The sequence below is a fragment of the Providencia sp. 2024EL-00732 genome (assembly GCF_044006275.1).
GTDB lineage: Bacteria > Pseudomonadota > Gammaproteobacteria > Enterobacterales > Enterobacteriaceae > Providencia > Providencia huashanensis.
In genome coordinates, this window is sequence record NZ_JBIPDG010000001.1 from 74,677 (window position 1) to 95,799 (window position 21,123).

16 protein-coding genes are annotated in these 21,123 nt (G+C 42.7%); all 16 read right to left on the reverse strand.

Annotated elements, in window-relative coordinates:
• Window positions 1-7: 7 nt before the first annotated feature.
• The 16 genes from ACHB7C_RS00265 to ACHB7C_RS00340 all read right to left on the reverse strand — a co-directional run bounded on the left by ACHB7C_RS00265 (window position 8) and on the right by ACHB7C_RS00340 (window position 21,121).
• Window positions 8-1,078 (reverse strand): T6SS immunity protein Tli4 family protein, encoded by a 1,071-nt coding sequence (locus ACHB7C_RS00265; RefSeq protein ID WP_210789018.1) that lies wholly within the window; start codon window positions 1,076-1,078, stop codon window positions 8-10.
• Window positions 1,072-2,796 (reverse strand): lipase family alpha/beta hydrolase, encoded by a 1,725-nt coding sequence (locus tag ACHB7C_RS00270; protein ID WP_395346093.1) that lies wholly within the window; start codon window positions 2,794-2,796, stop codon window positions 1,072-1,074. The genes ACHB7C_RS00265 and ACHB7C_RS00270 overlap by 7 nt, the downstream gene beginning before the upstream one ends.
• Before the next feature lie 304 nt (window positions 2,797-3,100).
• Window positions 3,101-6,457, reverse strand: a complete 3,357-nt coding sequence (locus tag ACHB7C_RS00275) for an ImcF-related family protein (RefSeq protein ID WP_395346095.1) — start codon at window positions 6,455-6,457, stop codon at window positions 3,101-3,103.
• Window position 6,458: 1 nt separating this feature from the next.
• Window positions 6,459-7,541, reverse strand: a complete 1,083-nt coding sequence (locus ACHB7C_RS00280) for a hypothetical protein (protein WP_071547910.1) — start codon at window positions 7,539-7,541, stop codon at window positions 6,459-6,461.
• Between the two features lie 21 nt (window positions 7,542-7,562).
• Window positions 7,563-7,820: a PAAR domain-containing protein gene (locus ACHB7C_RS00285; RefSeq protein WP_071547911.1), complete on the reverse strand. Its 258-nt coding sequence runs from the start codon at window positions 7,818-7,820 to the stop codon at window positions 7,563-7,565.
• A 61-nt stretch (window positions 7,821-7,881) separates the two neighbouring features.
• Window positions 7,882-8,178, reverse strand: coding sequence for a hypothetical protein (locus ACHB7C_RS00290; RefSeq protein ID WP_166685832.1), 297 nt, complete (start codon window positions 8,176-8,178; stop codon window positions 7,882-7,884).
• A gap of 230 nt (window positions 8,179-8,408) precedes the next feature.
• Window positions 8,409-9,404, reverse strand: a complete 996-nt coding sequence (locus ACHB7C_RS00295) for a T6SS immunity protein Tli4 family protein (RefSeq protein ID WP_244058175.1) — start codon at window positions 9,402-9,404, stop codon at window positions 8,409-8,411.
• 112 nt (window positions 9,405-9,516) lie between these two features.
• A complete protein-coding gene (locus ACHB7C_RS00300; protein WP_145927299.1) occupies window positions 9,517-9,708 on the reverse strand; it encodes a hypothetical protein in 192 nt (63 codons plus the stop codon).
• 150 nt (window positions 9,709-9,858) lie between these two features.
• A complete protein-coding gene (locus ACHB7C_RS00305) occupies window positions 9,859-10,332 on the reverse strand; it encodes a hypothetical protein (RefSeq protein ID WP_369106875.1) in 474 nt (157 codons plus the stop codon).
• Window positions 10,311-10,535 carry a PAAR domain-containing protein gene (locus ACHB7C_RS00310; RefSeq protein WP_071547914.1) on the reverse strand — a complete coding sequence of 75 codons (225 nt, stop codon included), beginning with the start codon at window positions 10,533-10,535 and terminating at the stop codon, window positions 10,311-10,313. The genes ACHB7C_RS00305 and ACHB7C_RS00310 overlap by 22 nt, the downstream gene beginning before the upstream one ends.
• Window positions 10,536-10,725: 190 nt before the next feature.
• Window positions 10,726-11,835, reverse strand: a complete 1,110-nt coding sequence (locus tag ACHB7C_RS00315) for a T6SS immunity protein Tli4 family protein (protein ID WP_071547915.1) — start codon at window positions 11,833-11,835, stop codon at window positions 10,726-10,728.
• Window positions 11,822-13,483, reverse strand: a complete 1,662-nt coding sequence (locus ACHB7C_RS00320) for a hypothetical protein (RefSeq protein ID WP_071547916.1) — start codon at window positions 13,481-13,483, stop codon at window positions 11,822-11,824. Before ACHB7C_RS00320 ends, ACHB7C_RS00315 begins: the two co-directional genes overlap by 14 nt.
• A gap of 40 nt (window positions 13,484-13,523) precedes the next feature.
• On the reverse strand, window positions 13,524-16,046 hold the full coding sequence (locus tag ACHB7C_RS00325) for a type VI secretion system Vgr family protein (protein WP_395346101.1): 2,523 nt from the start codon (window positions 16,044-16,046) through the stop codon (window positions 13,524-13,526).
• Window positions 16,043-18,706: a type VI secretion system ATPase TssH gene (gene tssH, locus ACHB7C_RS00330; RefSeq protein ID WP_395346103.1), complete on the reverse strand. Its 2,664-nt coding sequence runs from the start codon at window positions 18,704-18,706 to the stop codon at window positions 16,043-16,045. The genes ACHB7C_RS00325 and tssH overlap by 4 nt, the downstream gene beginning before the upstream one ends.
• A 184-nt stretch (window positions 18,707-18,890) precedes the next feature.
• Window positions 18,891-19,382, reverse strand: a complete 492-nt coding sequence (locus ACHB7C_RS00335) for an Hcp family type VI secretion system effector (RefSeq protein ID WP_004912469.1) — start codon at window positions 19,380-19,382, stop codon at window positions 18,891-18,893.
• 2 nt (window positions 19,383-19,384) lie between these two features.
• Window positions 19,385-21,121 carry an OmpA family protein gene (locus tag ACHB7C_RS00340; protein ID WP_042848034.1) on the reverse strand — a complete coding sequence of 579 codons (1,737 nt, stop codon included), beginning with the start codon at window positions 21,119-21,121 and terminating at the stop codon, window positions 19,385-19,387.
• Window positions 21,122-21,123 lie beyond the last annotated feature (2 nt).

Here is a 21,123-nt window from a genome sequence, read left to right on the forward strand (position 1 = left end):
GGTAACATTAAAATGAATTAGGCTTATAACGCAGAGAGTCAACAATCCGATCCCAAATCTCGACCATTTGAGCTTCGCTATAGCGCGTTTGTAAATATTGACTATCGATTTCAAGCTTTACTATCGGTTTGGTTTTACTTGCAATTTTTTCATTGCCAATGAGAAAAAAATCATAGACTTGTAAACTTTTTTTATCATATTCCTGAATACCTTTAAAAAATAAGGCTTCAGTTGGTATTCCATTAACCTCTAAGGCTTCTTTTTTTAAGATTTTTAAGTGGAAATTTTTTATTTCATCATTCATCGCAGCACTGCGCTTAAACAATGAATCACCATTAGCGGTAAAAGTATTATAGGTGTTCACATCAAACTGAAAATCGACGGTTTTATAACTAAAGCCAGTCACTATCTTATGTTGCCCTCCATCATCCGCAATAAACCCATTCGGAATACACCACCCTTTATCGGCTGGAATATCATGATCTAATCGACCGCTTAATCGCGAAATCAATGAGCGCATGGCCGCTAATTTAGTGGGTTTATCGTTTAATTCCATTTCAGTAAAACCAGCTTCTAAATAAGATTTTCTTTCATCCGCGTATCTAGCGGCAGACAAATCTCTAATATTTATCGTAATAATAAAAGCAATATGATTGAGATACACATGAGCTTCTAACGTTCGATAAGAATCTTGCGATCCTGATTTATTTTTATCAAATATCACCCCTTGATTATCAGGAAGCTGAATGACTTCTTTCAACGCAGGGGCATTTTTCTGACTGGTTTTTTGATTCCTAAGCGCTTCTTCACGCAATGCAATACGTTGTTTGAATGCGGGCGGGTAAATAAATTGACTTTCGATATCAAAGTCATCATACGTGGCTTTATGCGTACCATTATTAAAAGACTCAGGAACATCCACCACATAAATACCCGCACATTGCGGTTTTGTTTTTGAAAATAACGGTTCAACCATAACAGCGTCCTTTTTAACAATGGGATTTGCATACAACGTTGGCGTAAAAAGCACTAGGCCTAAAGAAAAGCAGATTGAGCGCAACGAGGTCTTCATTAACATGCGGGTACCTCTTGGACCATTTTAGCGATGGCTCTCAGGGTAAATTGCAGTGCAGGGCGTTGATGAATATCCTCGAGGTTTTTGACTTCATAAGCGCCTTGATGGTCGACATCCGTTGCTAACACACTTTTAATGGACTGCCCATTTTGATGTTGGATTGTCTTAAAGGACTCCGCAGGAACCGTACCATCTCCCGCAGATTTTGAGGATTTTAATTCATAAAGACGGGAGCGGTTAAACGGCAAAGGCACTTCACGGTAGTTATTGGGAATTTTTTTATCGCCGTCATGCATATCTTTCGGGTACGTGATTGACGTGATATGCCATTTCACTGAGCCATCCGACGGCCTTGTGTGCCCATAAAATGCATAGGTATTGGGATGATAACCAGCGACATTTAACGATGAAATAAAAGATTTAACCTTATCTTTCATAAGGTCGAAATACTCTTTCCAGTTATTTTGGCTAACCACCTCTGCTTTATCGATGATATCGGACTCATACAGCCGCCACCATAAGGTTTTATTCAGGTAAATTTCCCCAAACGGGTCACCTTTTTGGGGTAAGACTAAATCACTGCCATCAGCACTCCCTTTTTCAACACTAAACCACGCCATTCCATGGGCATTACTGGTGTAATTTGGCGCAGGTAATAACTGCAAGGGTGCAGGGGCGCGTGCTAATACTGGCATCAATTCTTCAGCCGATTTCCCCATAACAATGCCTGCCAGTCCTTCTTGTTTTCCGCCGACTTTCATTCGCCGATAAGCGGCGGGTGACCCTAAGTCCGGAATCACACCATGAACAACGCCTAACACCTTATCCTGGCAACCTTTAAATTCTGCATCATCTGGTGGATTCATGGCATAACGAGCCACTAATCCCCCCATGGAGTGGGTGACTAAAATCACTTTTTCAATCGCGAGACCATGGCCGTGTCCATCTTGTCTTTGGTAATATCGGAGGGTTTTATCAATATATTCAACCAGTTTAGACGCGGAGATGGCATTATCTTCCAACCAGTTATAGCCAAACACATGCAAAGGATAGAGAAAATTCAAAAAATGATCTGCTTCTTTTTCAGTCAGGTAATCTTCATTTTTATCCTCAGTGCCTAATGGGATATTGCATAACTGACGCACTATGCCATTTTCTTTCGGATTGTCGCTGATACCCGCTTTACCATCAGCACGCCGTCTGGCAGCTTTTTGCCAATCATCTAACAACGCGCCTTGAAGCACGCTCAATGTATTCCCATAGCTAAAATTGAGAATTTCGCCCCAACCCCGCTCTTTTCTCGGTTGAAGTAAGGTTCCACAATCCCCCTGACCATCATCCGTAATTAACGAGTAAACTTTTGAATTAATAACACCGTCATTATCGACAGTTGTGGTCTTAGGATCCAATAACTCTCGTCTCTTCACTCCTTTCAAATTCGCCCAGTCCAAATAGACTTCAATATCATTATCCCCTCGCCAAATCTGTTCTCCCTCTTTAATCTCACCACCGGATGACTTTAAATTACTGCCCATCACCCCTGGTAAAAAAATGACTGGAATAATTTTGGTTGGAGGAACCACGCATTTGGCTTCCGCATTAAGGGATTCGTGTTGAAGTTCAACCCCTTTCCAATGGCATTTTCCTTTTTCATCCCATTGAGGGTGATAATATGAAACGTGTTGGCATTCGCCGATTTCAGGAGTCTTTTTCTCTGACATGACGTATGTTCCTTTGATGTTTTCTTTTGCGATGTTCGATTCTTTGGTACTGATAAGAGCGACAATGTCAAACTGGTGAGTTTAATGTTCAATACTACACATTAAATATCATCAAAATGATTCTAAGACTCTACAAATATCTATCTTGAAGTTTTATATCAGTTTTTGAACTGTCATCGTTCATTTTGGGTTGCATAATGAATGAAATATTTCAACAAAAACCCATTTTTATTTAGTGAGTGATGTTAGAGGGCGTCTTTAATATACGAAAAACGTCAAACCGAAAATAACTATCAATGATGATCTAGTCATCCAAGAAGATTTTTTCAGGTAGCACAAAGTTGCGTAGTTTTAACAGCGCCAGTGGGCCTTGGCCCATTTCGGTGCGCAGCTGGTAATTGAGTGTATTGCCATCGGAGGTGGTCCACGACACGGTATAGCTACTGGTGCTTCCTGCATAAGGGGTAACTTGAGCCGCTTCAAGTAAGCGGATTAACCCCCAAACACCTCGATGATCTCGATAGAGGCGGGTGCCAGTGGAGGTGGTCATCCAAGTCAATGAGGCGCCTGAAGCGATAGTGTCGGCAGGCCACACAAAACGTTGCCACTCAGGGAATTGGTTATCGTAAGTGAGATTTTGCTTATCGACCACCAGTACCGTCTGCATCACCTGTTTACTGGTTCCCGGGCGCATTTCGAAGTACAGGCGAGCCTCTCCATTGGCGAAGGCCACATCGCCTAGCTCACTCAAGGTATTCATCGCCTGAATAAACTCAGGGTTAAAGCGTAATCCTTGCGCATTAGCACTATTCGGTACCCAGTGATGACCTTCTTTGCGTAAAACCCCTTGCAGACGGGTTTCTAAGAAACGTTGAATACGTCCGTTATCAGGGCGAAGATACTGCGCCATCAGAGGCAAAGAAATATCACTTTGCGTGTCTTTCAAGGGGTAGCGTCCGCCAAAGGCGTTGTTCCATTCATTGACAATGGCATTTTGCCATTCGCTATTGATCCCCTGAGCGGTTGGGGTGAGCAATTGTTGCCACGCCTGCGTCATCGGCTCCACTAACAGTGCATCGCCAAAAGGTTGCCACTCTTGCCCAAAACTGGCGGCAATTAAACTGCCCATGTCACGCGTTTGGGCAAAATCGACATTTTTACCGTCTAAAATACTTTGGGCGAAGGTTTGGGACATGGCTTGCGGGTCGGGGGCATTGACCACTTGCTGAAGTTTTAAGCGCACACGAGTAATACGGGTTAAATAGGCTTGTAAACTCAGATTATCGCCAGTTTGTGAGGCGGCTTGAGGGTCAACAAAGTTCAGGACCGGGCCAAAAGTGTCTTCCAATGGTCCCGTAAAATCGGCTTTTTGGCTAATCACGGGTTTTTGTTCTTTGTTGAGCAGTTCTTTCGCCGAGTTAACAAACGAGTCGGCCAGTTTTTCTGCCTGACGCCCGGTTTTCCCTTGGTAGGCGAGGGTATTTAGCAGTGCAATGACGGGGGACTGGCGCACATCGCTCATTAAGGATAATTGGTCGATAGTATCGGATAAGCTTTCAGTATGGCGCCATTGCAGGCTATTGAGGAAGTTTAACCAGCTATTAGCAAAGTCAGCAAAATAGCGTTCAGTAAGCTGCTGTTTGAGCGCATCAGGCGAAATATCTTGGCTAAGTTCATGCTGGCTATCACTCAATACCCAGTCAATTTCATGACGGCGCGATTCAACCACTTTTTTGATGGCGGGTTGGATCGATTCTTCCCACGCTTTGCGGGTAAAAATACCCGGTACAAACTCTTCTGTCGTCAATAAAAAGTGGGCATCGGTATCGCCCGTCATATCATCTAAGGTCATATCGGGGAACTGATGTTGCGCTTGTCGTAACACTTCTTGATACAGTGTGGCACTTTCGCTGCGTTGACCAATTTGCCGCGTGAGTAAGGTACGGCTTTGATTAATCAGGTTATTGTTGGCGTTTAATTGCCATTCAGGGTGCGTCGGTAGCTGTTGGGCATAGAACATGAGTAACTCTTTGCCGAGAGTGTGCCATTCGCCTTCGTTCATTCCTTGCGGGACAGAAAGGGCAGTCAGAACGTGATTGGTGAAAAAAGCAGGCTCCATACGCTCTGGCGTACTCATCATGAGGTAAGTTTTTAAATCTTGATACGCACTTTGGGTGGCTTGGCGGCGTTCATCACTATTTGGCGATAATTGTGCATAAGCTTGTAACCGTTGCTCAAGTTGCTGACGGAGATTATCTTGCAGAGGAGGGAGTACCGTTTGTTGATACAGCGGCCATAAATGGGCTAATAGTGGCTGATTGCTATTCAAGCCAAAATGCAGCCAAACAGGGACGGAGCTCTGTTCGCGATGCGTTAACAGCCCCAGAGTTTGCTGAAAGTCGTATTGGGCTTGAAGGCGTTCCGTTTCCGGTAATTGGTGGTTAGCGGCGACACTCGCACTTTGGTAGCTGTCTTCGATGAGTTGGCGATTGGCGAAGTAAGAGACAATCATGCCTATGCCCCACAAGGTCATGGCGGTGGCTGCGCCGTATTGAACGAGACGTTTTTTATCAAAGCCTAAAGCGGCCGGCTGTAAACCGGATGCCAGTTCAGATTGCAGGTTTAACCAGCTTTGCCAGCGGGTATCGGGGTGCCAACTATTTGGCAAACGTTGCTGATTTAACGGATTGATAGACGGGCTAAATGCGATGCCGGAAAAAGGCAGCGTACGTGATGGGGTATTAAGTGGCGCTAATGCGGTCGCGAGTTGTTGGCTGCCACCGTTTTGTAAAAATTGGGCTAAAGCAAGCAGATAGGTGTGTTTCTGTTCACGCAGTAACGCTTGGGTTCCGTTGATCACAAGTGCGGGGATCAGGCTTAATAAGCTAGGCGATAGCGCCTCGGCAGGCATATTTTGCTCAGTCATACAGAGGATAGCGGGCGTTTCAACTGCGCTGAGGGAGGGTTGGTCACTGACACTCCATACCCAAACAGGCGCACGCCAGCCGAGTTCTTGAAAGAGGTTTTGGATTGCACGCCCTGCATTGTGGGCAGTGGCCGCATTCAGGTTGGTAAAGTGAATGTTGCTGTCTAAAAGCTGGGATGAAATGCTGTTTTCCGTCACCCAAATCACACCATCGAGCGGACGACGTCGGCGCAGGTGTTTGAGGGTTTCTAGTCGCTCTGAATCGATAGAACTCCCGATATCGCCACCGTAGATAAGCAGGGTGCCATCACATTCTTGCCAGATTTCTTGCGTCAGGCTAGGAGCAAGTTTTTCGACGGCGGAGTGGGAGCCGAGGAGGAGTTGAATAGAGACCTTGGAATGCCAGAAAGTGCCGTATTGGTTACGTAGTGCTTGAATAATTTCATCATGCAATAAGCTTATGTGTTTAATTGGCGTATTTAAATCGACGGATCTATTCTGTGGCTTAAATGCTTTTTGCTCTTGCTTTTGTGAAAATTTATTTTTTATAGGATAAAAATAAATACCGAATAAAGCAATGACACTGAATGTCGATATTCCGATATAGTAAGGTGTTAAGTTAAATGGTTGATATTGATGAATTACTAATAGAATAACTGAAAAGCTCAGTAGTAAGATTAAAAGGATCGCAAATAATTTTCCACGAGGAAAATTTGCAGATATTTTATTTTTCATATTAAGACCTACGAATATAAACCGCGTAATTGGCACCATGAGGATTTGAGTGAATGAGGACTTGGTCTGTTTTTGTTTTTAATGATATTTCAGTTACGAGTGAAAGGTATGTTAAAAATGCATTGGGGTGTGGTGTTGAATAAGATAATGCTAAAGAACGAATTGGAATAGTTTTATCAAACTCAATATTTTTTTCAGTGTAGGTGATGAGAACGTTATCTACGATATCTTGCTGACTCTCAGTTATCCATGTTTGGAATTTATCTTTTTTTGATATTCCACTGTAATCAATGTATTTCACGATATCATTGTCAATATCTTGATTATCAAACTCCATTATCCTTTCTATCTCAATACGAGCACGACTTGAGTTAATTAGTTTATCATCGTTAGAAAATAGTTGAGCTGAAATAAATTCACTAAATTGTGATGCTGACTGGATAGTAATAACTAGAAATGTATCATTTATTTTATTCTCATAAATAGAGAAAATATCTTTATATAGAGATGGTTTAATAGGCTTAAGATGCCATTGATTATAAATTAGAACATCACTGTCATCGCTATTATTATCTAAAATATAAATTGTTGTTAGATAAAAACGATAATTAGGGCACTGTTTTTCGAGTTGAAGGTCGATGGCTGTAATAAAATTTTCATCAAGTTGCAGATTATTGAATAAACGACGTGGTTTATCAGGAAACATCGGAATGGCTTCCGCTTCTTTCAAAAACACGTCAGTGCCGTCTTTATCAGGGGTATAAATAACATTCGCGATAGAGCTAATTGAAGATTGACACCATGCTTGCCATTCCTGTTTGGTGATTTCTTTCTCTTTTTCCCAATTATCAAATGTTATAACCGCGTGTTGGTAGCGGATATACAAAAAACTTATAGATAGAAAAAATAGCAGTGCGACTACTGGCAATGAAAAAAGAAATAAACGTGTTTTTTGCTCAGTTGGTAATGTGGCTCCATACATATAAATTGCAGCGGCTAACGTTGTAAAAAATACGACTACAATTTTATAATTAGGTTTGGTTAATAATGTTTTATCGGGAATGGTAGGAATTTTCCAATACATTGATTCGATATCCTTATCTGCTTATTTTGTATGGGTTGTGGGCTCGGAGCTGATCACCCGACACCCGCATGCACATAGGCACTGATCCACTACAATGGCAATACCATTATCAAAAGCGGAATCAGCCCCTTCTATAATGGTGTTATTTCCGTGTTTGGGACAGGAAACAAGATCTCCAACGAGTGCAACTTGTTTACCATCAATGTACATTGTGGATGAAGCCGAGAGCACATGGCCTCCATGGGTATTTTTGTCACCAAGACAGACAAATCCTTTCATAGTAACCAACTAGAATTAAATTTTTGTTATTAATAAAATTAAAAAAGTAGCCTAGGTAATATTAAAGGCCTTGTTCTTTGCAATCGTTGTCTGACAATAAGGACAAACTAACCGAAATATCTTTATCAGCAATTTCAGGTATCACTAAAGGGTGACCGTCTTTATCTAAACGACCATAATAATCTTTATTTTCTGCCATTATTTTATAGCATTGCCCTTCAGTAGAGCCACCAAAAGGGTTTGCTAATGTAATGTTTTTATTTCGCTCAGTGGTCATTGTTTTAGGAGCACAGCCTGAAATGGCGGCGATACTGATAACTAAAGAAGATAGGGTAAATAACTTTAAATAGGCGTTCATAATAGTTCTTTGAAGTAAAATTAAAGTGAGTTTAATGCAGAACTGTCACCCATGTAGGGCAGGGTATGGGCGGATATACATTATATGATTTGTCTTTAATGCTGAATGGGCTGTAAGCTTACGGTCTTTCTTTATGGTTACCTTAGAATAGATGAAAATTATTTTAGGTAAGCTGTCATCAATGATACTGACATTTTTTCTAAACTACTTAATTAGTATTGTTGCCAATATTAAAACGCATTGGGTTTATAACGTAGAGAGCCGACAATCCTATCCCAAATTTCGATCATTTGAGCATCACTGTAAGTCGTGAATTTATTTCTATTGTTCATAAGAATGTGTAATTTAGGAACAGTTAAAGAACCCGTTGCTTCATTAGAATGAAACGTAAAAAAATAATACGGTAAATCGGGTATCTTTTTATTTTCCGATTTCGAATAAACTTCTTGCTTCCCCTTCACAAGCCATTGTTGTGATGGAATATCACTGGGTGATAAATTCCCTTTTTTAATGGTTTCTCTATTTTGTTGGCGTATGGCTGCGTTTATCTCAGTACTTCGGCTAAGTAAGGTATCATTAGAGCCAGCAAAACGATTATCCGACTCAACCGATAAAATAAACTCGCCTAGATCGTAAACAAAAGAAATATCCTGTTTCGGGACTTCGTTATCATCTAAAATAAAACCATTCGGAATACAAGCGCCTTTTTCCATTGGAATTTCGTGATCTAAACGACCTTGTAATCGAGAAATCAATGATTGCATCGCGGCTAATTTAGTTTGTTTTGTATTTGTTTGTGCTTCTGTAAATCCAGATATATTGATATAGGATTTTTTTTCTTTCTCGTATTTAGGAGCTGATAAATCAACAATATTTGCAGTAATAATGAAGGCTATATGATCCACATACACATGAGCTTCTAAAATTCGATATGCATCATCTGATGTCGGCTTATTTCTATCAAAAATAACACCTTTACCATCCGGTAATTGAATAACCTCTTTTAGCATGGGCGCATTTTCTGCGCTAGTTTTCCATTCCCGTAATTCTGCCTCACGTAATTCAATACGTTGCCGAAATGCCGGAGGATAAATAAGCTTGCTTTCAATTTTAAAATCACCAATATACACACTATCATGTAGCCGATTATTGAATGAATCAGGGACATCAATAATATAACGGCCAATGCATTGGGGTTTAGTTTTTTCAAATAAGGTATCAATCACCACTTTTTCCTTGTCAGTCAGTTGAGTATGGGCTTGCTGTTCCGTAAAAAGAATAAGCCCCACAAGTACCATTATCACGATAAGTGTAATAACGCCCCAATAGAGGTTTTTTTTAGTCAGCTGCACGGATATCTACCTCTTGCACCATTTTAATTATTGATTGTAATGTAAATTTGATTGCTTCACTGTAGTTCTTAGGGGCTGTACCACTGACAGCATAAGCATCTTGGTGGTCAACATTTGTTGCTAACCATCCTCTAAGTAAAGAGTGTTTTTTTATTTCATTTAAAGATTCAATTGGCACTGTGCCATCACCCGCAGTATTAGATTGGGTTAATAGGTATTCACAATATTCGCCATTTGGCAATTGAACAATTTGGCGATCATGTGTTGTATGTTGAGGAATAACGGGTTGCCCTGTATAAGGATTCTGATATATTTTATTTTCTTTTACTCATGTTAAAAAACCATCAGATTTGACTTCTTTACCATAGAATACATAGGTATTTGGATGGTATATTCCTTCATCCAGTTTTTCCATAAAATTTCTGACGGTTGTATCCATAAGGCTGTCATATGCATCCCAGTTACTTTGACTTATTGTTTCATCTTTATCCAAGATATCAGGTTCATATAACCGCCACCAAACATCGTTTCTTAAATAGATTTCTTCAAAAGGGGCAATCTTAGGATAGCTTATCCCATCATCAAACTTAAGCCAATTCGGGGGGTATTTAGGTGATGGTAATAATTGCAGAGGTGCTGGTGCAAATGCCAATACTGGCATGAGTTCCTCCGCATTTTTACCCAATACGAGACCTGGAATTCCCTCTTTTCCAGCACCAGTTTTCATACGTCGATATGCGGCAGGTGACCCCAAATCAGGAATAACACCATGCACAATACCTAACGACACCCACATGCACATAGGCACTGATCCACTACGATGGCAATGCCATTATCAAAAGCAGAATCAGCCCCTTCTATGATGGTGTTATTTCCGTGTTTGGGGCAGGAAACAAGATCTCCAACGAGTGCAACTTGTTTATCATCAATGTACATTGTGGATGAAGCCGAGAGCACATGGCCTCCATGGGTATTTTTGTCACCAAGACAGACAAATCCTTTCATTGTGAACCTACTTTTTGGAAATAACGTTATTATCTTTACGCAAAAGTTCAGTCATTGATAATGGAAAACCATTTTTATCAGAACCACCAGAATACTCAGTGTTTTTTAGCCGTTATTTTATCGCCCCCTTTCGGATTCGTATCAGAAAAGGGGCTTACTGTTTAGGTATTTATTATCCCTCTTGTATAGATCAAAACGCATTCGGTTTGTAACGTAGAGAACCGACAATTCGATCCCAAATTTCGACCATTTGTGCACCACTATATGAAGTGAACTTATCTTGATTATGCATGCCAATATTTAACTTAGGAATTGTGTTTGTTGCCGTTGCTTCATTAGCAAAAAATTGAAAATCATAATACGGCAGGTTAGGTATTCGCCTATTCTCAGTATCAGAATAAACTTCTTGTTTTTTTGCCACTAGCCACTCTTGTGATGGTATACCATTAGGTGTTAGATCACCTTTTTTTATCGTCTGATATCCTTGTTGATAGAGCATCGGTATAATCTCATTATCTCGGTTTAATAGAGTATCACTTGAGCCTAAGTAACGATTATCAAATTCCAATGATAAGAAAAAATCTGCATTTTCGTAGAGGATAGTCACTTGTTGTTGATGTTTTTCAGTGTCATCTAAAATAAAACCATTCGGAATACAGGTACCTTTTTCGGTTGGAATTTCATCATCTAATCGGCCACTTAACCGGGAGATAAGAGAGCGCATAGCGACTAATCGAGATGGTTTCTGATTTGACAGGAATTCACTTCCACCTCGAGCTAAATATTCAGCCTTTCTTTTTGTGTATTTTTTATCGGAGAAATCTCGGATATCAGTAGTAATAATAAATGCAATATGATTAAGATAGATATGTGCTTCTAATACTCGATATGCATCATCTGTAGCGGGTTTATTTCGATCAAAAATAACACCTTTACCATCCGGTAATTGAATAACCTCTTTTAGCATGGGCGCATTTTCTGCGCTAGTTTTCCATTCCCGCAATTCTGCCTCACGTAATTCAATACGTTGTTTAAACGATGGCGGGTAGATAAACTGGCTTTCAATCTTAAAATTATCAATGTAAATATTATCTTTTAGCTGATTATTAAACGATTCAGGAACATCAATGATATAACGACTAATGCACTGGGTTTTGGTTTTTTCAAATAAATTATCTACCACCATTTTTTCCTTGTCGGTTAATTCAGGGAGTGGGTATGGTAATAAATACCAAATAATCCCCGCTAAAATGAAAATAACACCTAATACGCCACTGACCAATAAGTTAATCCGCTGCACGAATATCTACCTCTTGCACCATTTTAATTATTGATTGTAATGTAAATTTGATTGCTTCACTGTAGTTCTTAGGGGCTGTACCACTGACAGCATAAGCATCTTGGTGGTCAACATTTGTTGCTAACCATCCTCTAAGTAAAGAGTGTTTTTTTATTTCATTTAAAGATTCAATTGGCACTGTGCCATCACCCGCAGTATTAGATTGGGTTAATAGGTATTCACAATATTCGCCATTTGGCAATTGAACAATTTGGCGATCATGTGTTGTATGTTGAGGAATAACGGGTTGCCCTGTATAAGGATTCTGATATATTTTATTTTCTTTTACCCATGTTAAAAAACCATCAGATTTGACTTCTTTACCATAGAATACATAGGTATTTGGATGGTATATTCCTTCATCCAGTTTTTCCATAAAATTTCTGACGGTTGTATCCATAAGGCTGTCATATGCATCCCAGTTACTTTGACTTATTGTTTCATCTTTATCCAAGATATCAGGTTCATATAACCGCCACCAAACATCGTTTCTTAAATAGATTTCTTCAAAAGGGGCAATCTTAGGATAGCTTATCCCATCATCAAACTTAAGCCAATTCGGGGGGTATTTAGGTGATGGTAATAATTGCAGAGGTGCTGGTGCAAATGCCAATACTGGCATGAGTTCCTCCGCATTTTTACCCAATACGAGACCTGGAATTCCCTCTTTTCCAGCACCAGTTTTCATACGTCGATATGCGGCAGGTGACCCCAAATCAGGAATAACACCATGCACAATACCTAACACTTTATCTTGGCACCCTTGAAACGAGCCTTCCGGTGGATTCATCGCATAGCGAGCAATTAATCCCCCCATGGAGTGAGTGACAATAATAACTTTTTCTATTGCTAAACCATATCCGTGTTTATGCTTGTAAGTTTCTATTACCTTACCAATATATTTAACCAACTGAGCCGCTGATTCAGCATTATCAACCAGCCAGTTATAGCCAAAAACATGTACAGGAAATAGAAAATGTTTGAAGTGTGTTAGCTCCTTGTGCGTTAAAGGAGTGTCTTGAGTCTCTCCAAGTAATTGACCTTCAAGGTTGCTGAGAATACCTTTACGACTTACATATTCTTGTGCGGATGTCGGCTTATGCTTGAGTACTATATTCAATATGTCTTTTTGCCAATCATCGATTAAGGTTGTTTGGAATATATCTAAGAACTCACCATAACTTAAGTAAAGTGCTTCTCCCCAATTCCGCTTAGCTCGACTTGGAAACAAATTTCCATCATCAGAAAAAAACGTGTGGCTACTTGGTTTAATCTTGCCTTGGTCATCAACTAAGGTTGTTTTCACATTCAAGAGATTGCGTCTTTCATTACTACTTTTCCAGAGTAAATATAAAGTATCTGCTCCATTTTCCAAATCTGCTCGCCAAATAGATTTATTTTTCTTATCTTTAAGGTTCGTCCCCATAATCCCAGGGATAAAAATAACAGGAATTACTTTAGTTGGTGGAACTATACACTTCGCTTCGGCATTTAGGGATTTGTGCTGTAATTGAATGTCAATCCAACTACATTTTCCATTTTCATCCCACTGAGGTAAGTGATAAGAAATGTGTTGGCATTCGGTAGGTGTTGCTGATTTATCTGTCATAAAAATCCTTAAATTGAATTCCTTAACCACTAACTTGGCACTATTCTCTATCAAGTTTAATACCTAATTGATCTAGCCCTAAACCCTTACGCTCAGATAAATTTCCTTGGGCATCACTCGCACTGGTACTCTTTGTGCCTTCGGCATAAATACCAACAGGCTTTGGTAGATGAGGACTGCCTAAATCGCCTAAATTAACCAATTGGGGCTTAACCGCGAACTCTGAGCTTTCCCATGACTGCATCGCTTCATTGATGCTTTGCCCGCCAAATTTTTGCCAAACAGCACCGCGTTCGATGATTTTATCGGGTGCGGCACATTCCACCGTGCCCTCTGCAATACGAATATAGCCACCACCACTGGTTAAAATAATTTCCTTTTTGGCTTTGATGATGACTTTGCCATCATGGCTGCTAATGCTTATATCCTTTAAGGCATCTAAGAACATTTCATCATGTTGAGCCTCAATCGCGATTTTGCCTTGATTGGCAAAGATTTTGATCCCGAGCTTTTGGGCGAATAGGCTGATAATTTCGCCAGCAGCCACGGTGAACTTTTTGGCAATACTAAAATCTGCATTTTTACGGGCAGTACTGATGATATTTTCACCTGCCGAGGTTTGAATGCTTTTGGGGGTGGTCTGTGCAATACCTTCGGGTGAGGAAACCAGCAGAGCGGATTGCTGAAGTTCATTGAGTGTTTCAGACAGGAGTTCTTTCTGTGTTTGTAAATCAGCCAGCTCAGCTTTTGCAACGTTAGCGGCTTCTTTGAGAGATTCCGTTAACTGCTGTGCTTGTTTTAACTGTGCTACCGCCTCTTCCATCGCCAACACATCCCCACCGGCTTTATCCTGCTTATCGGTGGTAATAAACAACCCTTTACCCGCACGGATCGCGCCCCAGCTATCTGTACGTAACTCAAAACCGTCACCACGCTGTTCGCGTTCGGCATTCACCAAATGCCCCAGATTTAACTGGGTTTTTCCGCCATATTCGGTGCTGAGCTTAATATGCTCTTGCCCGCGTTTATCTTCCATGCGCAGTTTGTTATTCGTAGGTGTGCGGATCATATTACGGGTGTTATTTTTATCCGTCACGTGGTCGGGGTGGCGGGAGTCATGCAGTGCATGAGCAATGTAAGGGCGGTCTGGGTCGCCCTCATGGAAGGCGATAGCGACTTCAGTCCCTTGAATCAGCGGGAAATGCATCCCATACGTATCGCCGGCGTAAGGTTTCGCCAAGCGCACAGGCATACTTTCATAGCCCTTGGTTTTATCATCACGGTCTGCATCGAATTTCACCCAATAAAAGCCGTGTTCATTTTGGTGGGCATAAATATCGTGGTCTTTTGCGCTGGTGACGCGTGCCATTAATGTTCCGGCAATCACAGGGCGCGGTTTTAGAGCAGGGCGCCAACACAGTGCTTCGGTGTAAGGCACCGCGTCAAAGCGAACAGTTAGCGCTTTATCTCGGCTGGCGGTAAAGCGTAGGCGAATAATTAGAATTGGTGATTTGAATACGCTGGGTAACGTCGAACTGAGCGGGTTATCTTGAATACTTAGCACTAATAATGGCGTCAGGTCTGCTGCGCTACTTTCTCCGCGTAGTAAAGTCTGACGAGCTAAAAAGCGCTCGTGGTCGAGTCTTGCCCAGAAGTTAGCGGTTTCAGTTTCAGGGCGAATTTTATCTCCACGGGTGAGGTGGCGGCCTTTATAGTGATAAACATCGCCGTAATTGGTTTTCTCCCCATCACCGCGGGTCATATCGGCAACGGCGGAGATTAACGTATCTTCTGCCAGTCGGTGGTTATAGTCTTTGGCAAAAACAGTGCTTTCAACCACTTGATGACGTAAAGATAATCCCCAAACACTGTCGGCATGGTTATCGCTCAGCCCCGACGGACTATTTAATGGCAGCGTTTTGTCATACACATAACCGCGTTGGCTGTCCGTAAAATGCAGAACTTCTGTTTGTGTTTCATCTTGTAAACTAAAGCGATAAAAAATCCCCACTTCACTCAATAAACGCTCAATAAATTGGCGGTCGCTTTCATTAATTTGGTTGATTTGTTCGCGTTTTGGGTAGGCTTTTTCGAGATGAAATTCGAATTCCCAGCCTTTGAAATTATGTTCCCGCAAAATTTGTTCAACTACTTGCGGCACAGATTGGTTGATAAAGAAACGGTGGCTGCGAATTTGATGACGAAGTAGCGCAAAAAAAGGTTCGATAACTAACTGATAGCGCGCTTCATCCGCAGAGCCGGAGAGGCGACGAAAATCTGTAACCACGCCATGAACGCGCTTGGCAACGCTCGGTTGAGTGGCGAGCCCCATTAAGTTATTTATCGGTGCACAAAAGGTCAGGCTGGCATTACGGCGTAATAATTGTTGAGCAGAAAGGTCTTGGGCGGAACAGGTAAACGTAATTTGGTAGCGATAGGTGTCGCTAGCCGCTTCACGCCCCGTAAAATGTTCAACGTCCAGTAAATCTGAGCAGCCTTGGACTTCTAGGCGATAGCGGTTTTGGCCTTGAAGTAAGTTTTTGGCTGTATCGAGTAGGCTCATGGATTTATCTCCTCAATATCACTGAAACTCAGGGTGATCCCATCTTCTTCGCTATAACCCAAAGTCAGGCTTTGCGCTTGCTGGTGGTTCGATTGGCGCATGAGTAATTGTTGGCTCAGTACCGGTAAAATTTGTTGGTTAAGCAGGCTATCAATGTTGCGGGCGCCGGTGTCAGGTAATAAACAGGCACTCACGAGGGTGTCGTACAGCGCTTCATCGACAATCCCTTCGAGTTTGTAATGGGTGTAGAGACGCTTAATCACGCTGCCCAGTTTCATTTCAACAATTTGGCGCAGTGCGACAGGGCCTAATGGGCGATAAATCAGGGTTTGGAAACGCGCTAATAATGCAGGTTGGAAGTGGTCGCGCAAGGTTGGGCGCAGCAATTCTTGCAGTTCGCCGTCGGTAGACTCAGGGAACGCTTCGAGTTGTTGCATCAGCAAGTCACTGCCCAAGTTTGCTGTCATTAAAATCACGGTATTGCGAAAATCGATTTCACGGCCTTCGCCATCGCGCATAAAACCACGGTCAAACACTTGATAAAACAGGTTGAGCACATCGCGGTGCGCTTTTTCCACTTCATCAAGTAACACGACGCTGTAAGGGCGCTTGCGAACGGCTTCCGTTAAAATACCGCCTTGACCATAACCTACATAGCCTGGGGGAGAGCCTTTTAATTGGCTGACAGTGTGGGCTTCTTGATACTCGGACATGTTGATGGTAATTAAGGATTTTTCGCCACCAAACAGGACATCTGCCAAGGCCAAAGCCGTTTCCGTTTTCCCTACGCCACTTGGGCCAACCAGTAAAAATACCCCTTGCGGGCCATTTTCTGAGGCGAGACCCGTGCGAGCGGCGCGCAGTCGTTGCCCAAGCCCCATCAATGGGCTTTCTTGACCCACGACACGTTTGCCAAGCGAATCTTCTAACTCTAGCAGCTCGGTTTGTTCGTCTTTTAATAGGCTGGATAATGGCACGCCTGTCCAATCTGCGATGACGGTGGCAACGGTTCTGATATCCACATCAGGGGTGATCAGTGGTTCGCTTTGCTGCACTTGTTCTAATTGGGTTTGAATGTCACTCACATCTTGGGATTGACGGCGCTGTTCTAAGAGTTCGCTGATAAGGTTTTTTTCTTGCTCAAAACGCTGTTCTAACTCAGCCAGTTGTATCGCTATTTGCGCATCTTGAGTGACTAATTCGTTTAGAAGGGATTGATTGGTGGTGTTGCCAATCGCCAAGTCATCAAGAATGGCTTGCTGCTCAAGTTCTAAGGCATTGCGCTTGGCTTTTAAACGGGTCAGCTCTTCAGGGAGCGTGTCGAGGCTCATGCGGATACGGGCGCTGGCGGTATCGAGTAAATCCACGGCTTTATCGGGGAGTTGACGACCCGTTAAGTAACGGCGAGACAAAGTCACCGCTGCTTTCACTGCATCATCTGTGATATGAACACCGTGGTATTTGGCATAGCGTGGTTTTAGCCCCCGCAGCATTAAACAGGCTTTTTCGTCGTCTGGCTCATCGACTTTGACCACTTGGAAGCGGCGCTCTAAGGCGGCATCGCGTTCAAAATATTGTTTGTATTCAGACCATGTTGTCGCTGCAATGGTTCTCAATTCACCGCGAGCTAGCGCGGGTTTGAGTAAGTTCGCCGCATCGGCGCCACCGGCTTGGTTGCCTGCGCCAATGATGGTATGGGCTTCATCGATAAACAGTAAAATCGGGGTAGGGGATTGTTGTACGGCCTCAATCACGTTTTTTAGGCGCTGCTCAAATTCGCCTTTAACGCCAGCGCCCGCTTGCAGTAGCCCCAAATCTAAAGTGCGCAAGGCGGTGGTTTGCAGGCTAACGGGCACATTCCCTTCGACAATGCGTAAGGCCAAGCCTTCCACCAAGGCTGTTTTCCCGACACCCGGCTCGCCGACGAGAATTGGGTTGTTTTTACGACGGCGAGAAAGAATATCCACCATTTGGCGAATTTCGTCATCACGTCCAAAGACAGGGTCAATCGCGCCTTCGCGTGCTTTTTCAGTGACATCGACGGTGAATTTATTCAGTACGGCCAGTAGTGCTTCGTTCAGTGTATTGCCAATCACATTTGAGCTTTTCGCCGTTTCTACATGGTTAGCGTCAGATGGCGTTTCATGGGATAAGGATTGATTATGTGTGGCGAGTTGTTGTATTTCAGGGCGCTCATCGGATTGGGCATCAAGCATCGGTCTTAAGCGTTGAAGTTGGGTGGTACTTAATGTCATTAATGGCCACAAATTATCATTGGGCACCAGTGACGGTTGCTGAGCCATGGCAGATAATAAATGCACGCTGCGAATATGTTCGATATCTTCATCCAATGATGCAATCACCCAAGCTTGTTGAATGAGATTCAGCAGCGGTTTTGATAAAGACGGGCGCGTGTGAATGGAGCGTGGTAAGTTGTCGATATCTGTCAGTAAACTTTGCCAAAGGGCTGACATATCCCATTCATAGCGGCGAGCTAACACCGTGATATCGCTTTCCCCCATTTCCAATAATTTGAGCAACCAATGTTCAATGGTAATTTCCGCATGCGCTCGTGTTTGGCAAAGTGAAGCCGCCGCTTCTAATGCGTTGGCACAGTAAGGGTTTAGGCGGCGTAATAGCATCACGGATGAATTGTCCATATTCTTTCTCTCGTATTGGGGTAAAAATATATTGGGGTGAAAACGGTTAGAGACAGCAAGAAATGCTACCGCCCCTAACCGTTAACCGAGGTTCATTAGGTATCAAGATAAATTGTGTGTTGTGTGTCATCGGTGTACGAATACGTACAAAAAAAGCAGACGCCGAAACGCCTGCTTGTTTTAATTAAGCGGTTGCACGCTCATTCCAAGAATCGGAATGAATGATATTGCCGTCTTTATAGGTCCAAGTGATTTTTTCGTAGCGCAGTTCAATCTCTTCGAGATGGTTGTGCTTCTCTTTGTTAGGGTCTTTGATGTCGTGCATTTTTGGCGCGACTTTGACCACTTTGACGTTTTCAAGCTTGGTATTGAAATATTCCACTTCTTGCCCAGCATCATCAATGCGGTACCATTTGAATTCAGCTTCTTTCAAAGTTTGACCCGTGGTCACCGCTTTGTATAAATAAGGGCTTGATGCATCAATTTCTTTCACGAAAATAAATGGCGTATGGATACGTGTACCCGTTAATTTACCGGTATTGTTATCGGTTGGGATATACAGGTTATGGTCTTGTGCGACCACTTCAATACTGCCTTCACGGTCTTGTACATTGACAGAGCCCTTGATATCCGCGCCGCCGTCATCTTTTAGCCATAAATAAACAGGAATAGCCATGGTTACTTCTCCTTTTGTGTCGAATGTGTGTCATCGTCCATCGGTGACACGGTTTGATTATCTGCGCCCTGGCAAGCATCTGCTTGAGGGATGAGTCGTATTTCAACGCGTCGATTTTTTGCTCGGCCTTCAGCGGTTTGATTATCAGCAACTGGGTTATTTTGCCCGTCCCCTCGAACAGCAAAACAAGCAGGGCTGATATCACTGGTTTCTATCATCCAATCTCTGACCGATTCGGCGCGTTTTAATGAGAGTGTTTGGTTTAATGCTGGGTTTCCGGTGTTATCGGTATAGCCGGAGACGACAATTAACCAACCGGGTTTGGCTTTAATATTGAGCAAGGCATCGACTAAAACTTTAGTTGCATCCGTTTTGAGGGTGTATTGCCCTACATCAAACAACGATAGGCTATCAAGGGTGACCATTTCAGGGGCACTTTGAACAATGATAGGCGTCGGTGGCGGTGGGGGAGCCCAACTACCTAATAGCGTGTGCAAGTAGGGTAATATTCTATTTCCCTGATATAACGCTAAAGAGTGAGAGGTTGGTATCCCTTCGCGTTCCCAACGTGCCAATTCAGTTGCATCATCTTGCAATTGCAGATAAGCGGTCTGTTTTGGTGCAAGAGGGGTATCCGAAAGTTGCGAAAAACGAGCAACATCTTCGCCAATGTGACGAATGAGTTGTTGGTTATGGTAGTAACTTCCGATTAATGCGCCTACCAAGAAGACCCCGAAAATAATTCCGATAGCCCCAAGGGTTTTCTCTGTGCGGCTTAAGCTAATATCATGGCGTAAGCGTCGTAACATCACATCGGGTAAAGGCAGCAAATCAGTGGTTTGAATTGATGAATATAGCGGCAGCATGGTTTTTTCTTGGATAAATTGCTGCCATAAGTTGTTAGGTTGGCTGGTGATATCTATCCATTGAATAGCCCATGCTGAAGGAGTTTGCTTTGGTGCTCCTGCTTGAGACACGGTGAACTGTGGGACTAAAACTTGGTTGAGCCAACTCTGTAAGGTATCTAACCACAGGGAAAATTGCAGGCTTTGCTCTGAGTGCCCAATATGGGCGGGCAACCAGACAGAGTAGGGGGCTGACATAGAACCTTCTTGTTCTACCTGAAACTCATTTTGGTGGCTGAGTAAAGTCATCCATGGAGTGTGTTCGCCATCCACGTGTAGGTCTGTACCTGTTTGGCGAGGCATAGTGAGATACACTGTGACCCAAAATGGCAGTTTTGACCCTATTTTTTGGTTGCTTTCACCAATGGCTCGACGCCAATTGAGCAATGCTTGAGTGAGTGTTTCTTGCTGAGTAAGTTGTTCCGGCAGGACGATATACAGTAATGATGTCTGCCCTGATAATGATGGGGCATGTTCCATCAATGCAGTCACTAATTTAACTAATTCAGTGGGGGCAGATACCCGAATATACCAACCTTGGCGAGTTTCTCGGTGTAATTGGTCACTCAAAAATAGGGCATCAGACTGACCACAAACGAGGATAACAGGACCCGAGTAGTTATCGGCAGGCAATGCACCCGCATAATCATGCTCAGTAGAAAGCATTTGGCGGCGCTGCTTATACTGCCAAAATAACATCCCACCGGTAAGAGCCAGCACTAAGACCGATACAAAAATAGTGACAGTTTGCCCTAGGGACCAAAACCCCCAGAGTAACCACAGAAAAAGGCCTGTCGCAAAAAGTGTCAGACACTGTTTGGTTGGGTTTTGCATGC

Bases quoted from the DNA above. Each gene is read 5' to 3' on its own strand.
- ACHB7C_RS00290 (WP_166685832.1), bottom strand. From the start codon at position 8,178: ATGAACGCCTATTTAAAGTTATTTACCCTATCTTCTTTAGTTATCAGT.
- ACHB7C_RS00325 (WP_395346101.1), bottom strand. From the start codon at position 16,046: ATGAGCCTACTCGATACAGCCAAAAACTTACTTCAAGGCCAAAACCGC.
- ACHB7C_RS00320 (WP_071547916.1), bottom strand. From the start codon at position 13,483: ATGACAGATAAATCAGCAACACCTACCGAATGCCAACACATTTCTTAT.
- ACHB7C_RS00275 (WP_395346095.1), bottom strand. From the start codon at position 6,457: ATGAAAAATAAAATATCTGCAAATTTTCCTCGTGGAAAATTATTTGCG.
- ACHB7C_RS00265 (WP_210789018.1), bottom strand. From the start codon at position 1,078: ATGTTAATGAAGACCTCGTTGCGCTCAATCTGCTTTTCTTTAGGCCTA.
- ACHB7C_RS00270 (WP_395346093.1), bottom strand. From the start codon at position 2,796: ATGTCAGAGAAAAAGACTCCTGAAATCGGCGAATGCCAACACGTTTCA.
- ACHB7C_RS00305 (WP_369106875.1), bottom strand. From the start codon at position 10,332: ATGTGCATGTGGGTGTCGTTAGGTATTGTGCATGGTGTTATTCCTGAT.
- ACHB7C_RS00310 (WP_071547914.1), bottom strand. From the start codon at position 10,535: ATGAAAGGATTTGTCTGTCTTGGTGACAAAAATACCCATGGAGGCCAT.
- ACHB7C_RS00340 (WP_042848034.1), bottom strand. From the start codon at position 21,121: ATGCAAAACCCAACCAAACAGTGTCTGACACTTTTTGCGACAGGCCTT.
- ACHB7C_RS00280 (WP_071547910.1), bottom strand. From the start codon at position 7,541: ATGTATTGGAAAATTCCTACCATTCCCGATAAAACATTATTAACCAAA.
- ACHB7C_RS00285 (WP_071547911.1), bottom strand. From the start codon at position 7,820: ATGAAAGGATTTGTCTGTCTTGGTGACAAAAATACCCATGGAGGCCAT.
- tssH (WP_395346103.1), bottom strand. From the start codon at position 18,706: ATGGACAATTCATCCGTGATGCTATTACGCCGCCTAAACCCTTACTGT.
- ACHB7C_RS00335 (WP_004912469.1), bottom strand. From the start codon at position 19,382: ATGGCTATTCCTGTTTATTTATGGCTAAAAGATGACGGCGGCGCGGAT.